Genomic DNA, 6328 nt, shown 5'->3' with positions numbered 1-6328 from the left:
ATTGTAAGGTGCACGTTCACCTAGCGCTTCCTCGATACGGATTAGCTGGTTGTACTTAGCAACACGGTCAGAACGGCTCATAGAACCAGTCTTGATTTGGCCTGCAGCTGTACCTACCGCTAGGTCAGCGATAGTTGCATCTTCAGTTTCACCACTACGGTGAGAGATAACAGCAGTGTAACCAGCGTCTTTAGCCATCTTGATTGCAGCTAGAGTTTCAGTTAGAGAACCGATCTGGTTGAACTTGATAAGGATAGAGTTAGCAACGCCTTTCTCGATACCTTCAGCTAGGATCTTAGTGTTAGTAACGAATAGATCGTCACCAACTAGCTGGATCTTACCGCCTAGAAGTTCAGTCTGGTGCTTGAAGCCATCCCAGTCAGACTCGTCTAGACCGTCTTCGATAGAAACGATTGGGTACTGCTCAACTAGACCTGCTAGGTAGTGGTTAAACTCTTCAGAAGAGAATACTTTACCTTCGCCTTTCATGTTGTAGTTGCCAGCTTCTTTGTCGAAGAACTCAGATGCAGCACAGTCCATCGCTAGAGTAACGTCTTTACCTAGCTCGTAACCTGCTAGCTCAACTGCTTCTTTGATTGCAGCTAGTGCAGCAGCGTTAGATTCTAGGTTAGGAGCGAAACCACCTTCGTCACCAACTGCAGTGCTCATACCTTTGCCTTTTAGTACTTTAGCAAGGTTATGGAATACTTCAGCACCTACACGTAGACCTTCTTTAAGAGTCTTAGCACCAACTGGTTGGATCATGAACTCTTGGATGTCAACGTTGTTGTCTGCGTGCTCACCACCGTTGATGATGTTCATCATTGGTAGAGGCATAGAGAATTGACCTGGAGTGCCGTTTAGCTCAGCAATGTGCTCGTATAGAGGCATGCCTTTAGCAGCAGCTGCTGCTTTAGCGTTTGCTAGAGAAACTGCTAGGATTGCGTTAGCACCGAACTTAGATTTGTTGTCAGTACCGTCTAGGTCAATCATTACTGCGTCGATGTCAGCTTGAGCTTTAGCGTCTTTACCTACTAGAGCTTCAGCGATTTCGCCGTTTACTGCTTCAACAGCTTTAAGAACACCTTTACCTAGGAAACGTGCTTTGTCACCATCACGTAGCTCAAGAGCTTCGCGAGAACCAGTAGATGCGCCTGATGGTGCAGCTGCCATACCTACGAAACCGCCTTCTAGGTGTACTTCAGCTTCTACAGTTGGGTTACCACGTGAGTCGATGATTTCACGACCTAGAACTTTAACGATCTTAGACATTAATGTTTCCTCTCGTTCAAATATAAATGTCAAATTTAAAGGGCAGCCGCACTAGATTGGCAACTGCCCGTATCCTTTTACTTCAGTTCGCCGCGGGCGTTCTCACCTGCTGCTTTCACAAAACCCGAAAACAGTGGGTGGCCGTCGCGTGGCGTTGAAGTGAACTCTGGGTGGAACTGAGCTGCAACAAACCAAGGGTGGTCTGGGTTCTCAATCATCTCAACCAACTTCTTGTCCGCTGACAGACCAGATACTTTTAAGCCTGCTTTTTCAACTTTTGGACGAAGAATGTTGTTCACTTCGTAGCGGTGGCGGTGACGTTCATGAATCGTCGCGCTACCGTATAGCTCACGAGCTTTAGTGCCCTTTTCTAGGTGACACAATTGTGACCCTAGACGCATAGTACCACCAAGATCTGACATTTCGGTACGTTCTTCAACCTTACCTTCTTCGTCAACCCACTCGGTAATTAATCCTACCACTGGGAACTTGGTGTCTTTGTTAAATTCTGTTGAATGTGCACCTTCCATGCCCGCTACATTACGCGCATATTCAATCAGTGCAACCTGCATACCTAAGCAAATACCTAGATATGGAATTTTGTTTTCACGCGCGTGTTGTGCCGCGAGAATTTTACCTTCGATACCGCGGTCGCCAAAGCCACCAGGTACCAAAATTGCGTCAAGTCCTTGAAGTGCTTCAGCACCTTTTGATTCAACGTCTTGTGAGTCTACATATTTAATGGTGACGCTCAAGCGGTTTTTCAAGCCTGCATGTTTAAGCGCTTCATTTACTGACTTATATGCATCTGGAAGCTCGATGTATTTACCAACCATTCCGATAACCACTTCACCGGTTGGGTTCGCTTCTTCATAGATAACCTGCTCCCACTCAGACAAGTTAGCTTCAGGTGCAGTAATGCTAAAACGATCACAAACGAGATCATCCAAACCTTGCGATTTGATCAACTGAGGGATCTTGTAGATAGAATCTACGTCCTTCATTGAAATAACCGCTTTCTCAGGTACGTTACAGAAAAGAGAAATCTTCTTGCGTTCATTTGCCGGTATCGTGCGATCACTACGACAAACAAGAATATCTGGCTGAATACCGATCGATAGCAACTCTTTCACCGAGTGCTGAGTCGGTTTAGTTTTCACTTCACCTGCGGCTGCAAGATAAGGAACTAGAGTAAGGTGCATAAACATTGCACGCTCACGGCCAAGCTCTGCTGCTAGCTGACGAATCGCTTCCATAAATGGTAAAGATTCGATATCACCAACCGTACCACCGACTTCAACAATAGCAACATCATGGCCTTCACCACCGGCAATGACACGATCTTTGATCGAGTTAGTGATGTGCGGAATAACCTGAATCGTTGCTCCTAGGTAATCACCACGACGCTCTTTGCGCAGTACATCTGCGTATACGCGACCAGCTGTAAAGTTATTACGCTTAGTCATCTTGGTGCGAATGAAACGCTCATAGTGACCTAAGTCTAAGTCAGTTTCTGCACCATCTTCAGTCACGAATACTTCACCGTGCTGAGTCGGGCTCATTGTACCCGGGTCAACGTTGATGTATGGGTCAAGCTTCATGATGGTCACTTTAAGACCACGAGCTTCTAGAATCGCTGCAAGTGATGCTGCTGCAATACCTTTACCTAGAGAGGATACAACCCCGCCAGTAACAAAAATGTAATTTGTCGTCATGTTTAACCTGAAATTGGTTGAATGAGGGAAAAGGAGTTCTTCTGGACGGGACGTAAATATACCAGAAGACCCTTACCGTCACAACGTGAAATCTATCACACTGCGATTTTTTATTTTTTGCTTCAAATCAAACTGCAACCGACCAGTTGCAGAGATCACATTTTCACTAGAGTCAAAAGTGACTCAATCAACAGGGCGCTAACCTTGTTCTTTTTTTACCTGCTCCCAGAACTGATCCAACTGAGGCAAAGTGTAATCTTTCAGGGCCTTACCCTGATCACTCGCTTTTTTCTCCACCCCTTTAAATCGGCGGGAAAACTTGAGGTTAGCCTTACTTAAAGCCACTTCGGGGTCTTTGCCTAAATGTCTGGCTAAATTGACAGTGGCAAACAGTAAATCCCCCAGCTCTGACTCAACTTTGTCTTCATCCACTTCGACTTGAAGTGCCTCTTGCATGACTTCTTCCACTTCTTCTTGTACTTTCTCGACCACTGGCCCTAAGGAGTCCCAATCGAAGCCGTGCTTAGCCACTTTTTTCTGGATCTTTGTAGCACGCGAAAGCGCAGGTAAAGAATTTGGTATTGAGTCTAGAATACTTTGTTCAACTTTTCCTGCCGCCGCTTTCTCTTTGGCTTTTTCTCGTTCCCAATTGGCATGAAGCTCTTGTTCAGTGATGCTGTCATCACTTTCAAATACGTGTGGATGACGGCGAACGAGTTTCTCATTTACCGCCTCGACTACCTCTTCAAAATCAAAGAGGTCCTGCTCTTTGGCAATTTGACTGTAGAAAATAACTTGGAAAAGCAGGTCTCCCAGTTCTTCTTTTAAGTTACTCCAATCGCGGTTTTGAATTGCATCGACCACTTCATAGGTTTCTTCAATGGTATAAGGCACAATGGTATCGAAATCTTGCTTTTTGTCCCAAGGGCAACCTGTTAAGGGATCTCTGAGACGAGACATGATCTGTTGCAACTCTTCAATTGGGTGAGTTTGGCTTTTCTCTTCTGACATCATTGTTTCCTTAAATCTCAATAAACAAAGCGAGGCCACTGGACCTCGCTTTACTCTAGATAATTGTTGATGAGTTAACCCAGTCGTTTTACCGACATTACGTCTTTAATCTGCTCGACGCGCTTCATGATCCGGCTTAACACTTCGACATTCGTCACTTCTAAATCAAAGTCTAGGATAGAAAGCTGACTGCGATAATCGACACGGCTCTTCATACTGGTGACTTTGAGTTTTTCATTGGCGAACAAGGTGGTGATATCTTTTAAAAGTCCGCCACGCTCCATTGCCTCTACGCGTACAGTAAGAATGTACGAACCAACAAAACCACTACCCCACACCGTATCTATGATTCTCTCCGGCGCGTGGTGGCGCAGCTCTTCTAACTGCTCACAATCACTTCGGTGAACTGAGATACCACGCCCTTGCGTAATGTAACCACAAATTTCGTCACCCGGAATCGGTTGGCAGCAACGGGCGAGGTGTGTCATCAGGTTGTCGACGCCTTCCACAACAACCGCATCTTTCTTCGGTCGGCTTTGCGCTGGGGCTTTATTCTCTGCTTCTTGCAGCTTTTCTAGGGCTTGCTGGTCTTCCTCTTCCGCGGTGGGTTTGTTCACCAATGCATTGATGTGATTAATGATCTGGTTGATCCTTAAATCACCACTGCCTACCCCGACAAACAACTCGTCAGCACTGTTGACATTAAAGCGTTTGAGCGCATAAGACTCGGCGTCTTTCAGTGTTGCACCGATTTTTGCAATTTCAGCTTCTAAAATTTCTCTGCCCGCTTCGAGGTTCTTTTCTCGGCTCTGCTTGCGGAACCAAGCATTAATTTTTGCCCTAGCTCGCCCTGAGTGAACAAAGCCCAAACTTGGGTTTAGCCAATCTCTAGATGGATTAGGTTCCTTAGAGGTGATGATTTCTACCTGATCGCCCATATGCAGCTTATGTGTAAATGGAACAATACGCCCAGCGACCTTAGCACCAATACAACGATGGCCCACTTCTGAGTGAATGTGGTAGGCAAAATCCAACGGCGTTGCCCCCATTGGCAAATCGACCACATCGCCGCGTGGGGTGAAGGCGTAAACCCGGTCATCAAATACCTGACTGCGCAGCTCATCCAGCATTTCACCAGAATCTGACATCTCTTCCTGCCAATCGAGCAGTTTGCGCAGCCAAGTGATCTTCTCGTCGTAACCACTTCGACCGCTGCCCCCTTCTTTATATTTCCAGTGGGCTGCGACCCCAAGCTCCGAATCCTCATGCATCTGTTTAGTACGGATCTGGATTTCAATCGTTTTACCTTCCGGACCAAGGATCACCGTATGTATGGATTGGTAGCCATTCGGCTTAGGGTTGGCGACATAGTCATCAAACTCATTGGGAAGGTGCTTATACTTGGTATGCACCACACCAAGCGCCGCATAACAGTCTTGCAGTTGATCGGCGATAATTCGCACTGCACGCACATCAAAAAGCTCATCAAACGCCAAGCTTTTCTTCTGCATCTTGCGCCAAATGCTGTAAATATGTTTGGGGCGACCACTGACTTCGGCATTAATGCCGCAGACTTGCATCTCATTAGTCAAATCGTCGACAAAATCGGTAATGTACTGTTCGCGAACAATGCGTCGCTCAGACAACTGCTTGGCAATCTGTTTGTAGGTCTCTGGTTGTTGGTAACGAAAAGCGTAATCTTCGATTTCCCACTTAAGCTGACCTATACCTAAACGGTTAGCGAGAGGAGCATAAATATTGGCACACTCTTTTGCCGCTGCTGCTCGCACTTCGTCTGAGGCTTTTTTTACTTCGATAAGGTTACAAATGCGCTCCGCCAGCTTGATAACAACACAACGGAAATCATCGACCATCGCCAACAACATACGGCGAACATTATCCACTTGAGCAGAAGCCGCACCACCAGCCATAGTGACATTGAGCTGTCCAATCGCCGCCATCTCTTCGACACCATCAATCAGTTTGATGATTTCTTTGCCGTAAGCTTCTTCTAATGCTTCTCTATCAAACAGGCCACTTGTCACAATAGGGAAAAGCTGAGCTGCAACGAGTGTTGCTTTATCCATCGACAGAGTCACTAAGATCTCTATCATTTCTCGGCCGCGCCACAACAAAACACCCGCGTCTTGATGATCGGCTAGTAAGGTTTCACATTGGCGGTATACTTTGCTTAATGCATTGGCAGTTTTGGGTTCTTGTTTTAATTCGCCAATCCATTTTTCTAGCTCAAACTGCTCGTCTTGATTCAAGTGTGCGCTTCGTACCGCAACCATGATTTTGCCCCGTTATTCTTTCATCTTCGGTTTTGC

The 6328-nt window shown here is 46.2% G+C and carries 4 protein-coding genes; all 4 read right to left on the bottom strand.

Features of this window, described 5'->3' with window-relative positions; genetic code table 11:
• Positions 1-1272: phosphopyruvate hydratase (gene eno, locus BLO31_RS18805; protein WP_070970434.1), on the bottom strand; the 1272-nt coding region annotated here is incomplete at its 3' end.
• A 77-nt stretch (positions 1273-1349) separates the two neighbouring features.
• A complete protein-coding gene (locus tag BLO31_RS18800; protein WP_070970431.1) occupies positions 1350-2987 on the bottom strand; it encodes a CTP synthase in 1638 nt (545 codons plus the stop codon).
• Positions 2988-3185: 198 nt separating this feature from the next.
• On the bottom strand, positions 3186-3998 hold the full coding sequence (gene mazG, locus BLO31_RS18795; protein ID WP_070970428.1) for a nucleoside triphosphate pyrophosphohydrolase: 813 nt from the start codon (positions 3996-3998) through the stop codon (positions 3186-3188).
• 74 nt (positions 3999-4072) lie between these two features.
• Positions 4073-6292 carry a GTP diphosphokinase gene (gene relA / locus BLO31_RS18790; RefSeq protein WP_070970424.1) on the bottom strand — a complete coding sequence of 740 codons (2220 nt, stop codon included), beginning with the start codon at positions 6290-6292 and terminating at the stop codon, positions 4073-4075.
• Positions 6293-6328: the final 36 nt, after the last annotated feature.

Source organism: Vibrio sonorensis (assembly GCF_001854765.1).
GTDB classification, from domain to species: Bacteria; Pseudomonadota; Gammaproteobacteria; order Enterobacterales; family Vibrionaceae; genus Vibrio; species Vibrio sonorensis.
The sequence above is the reverse complement of the archived record's forward strand: the minus strand, read 5'-3'. Positions and strand labels throughout refer to the sequence as shown.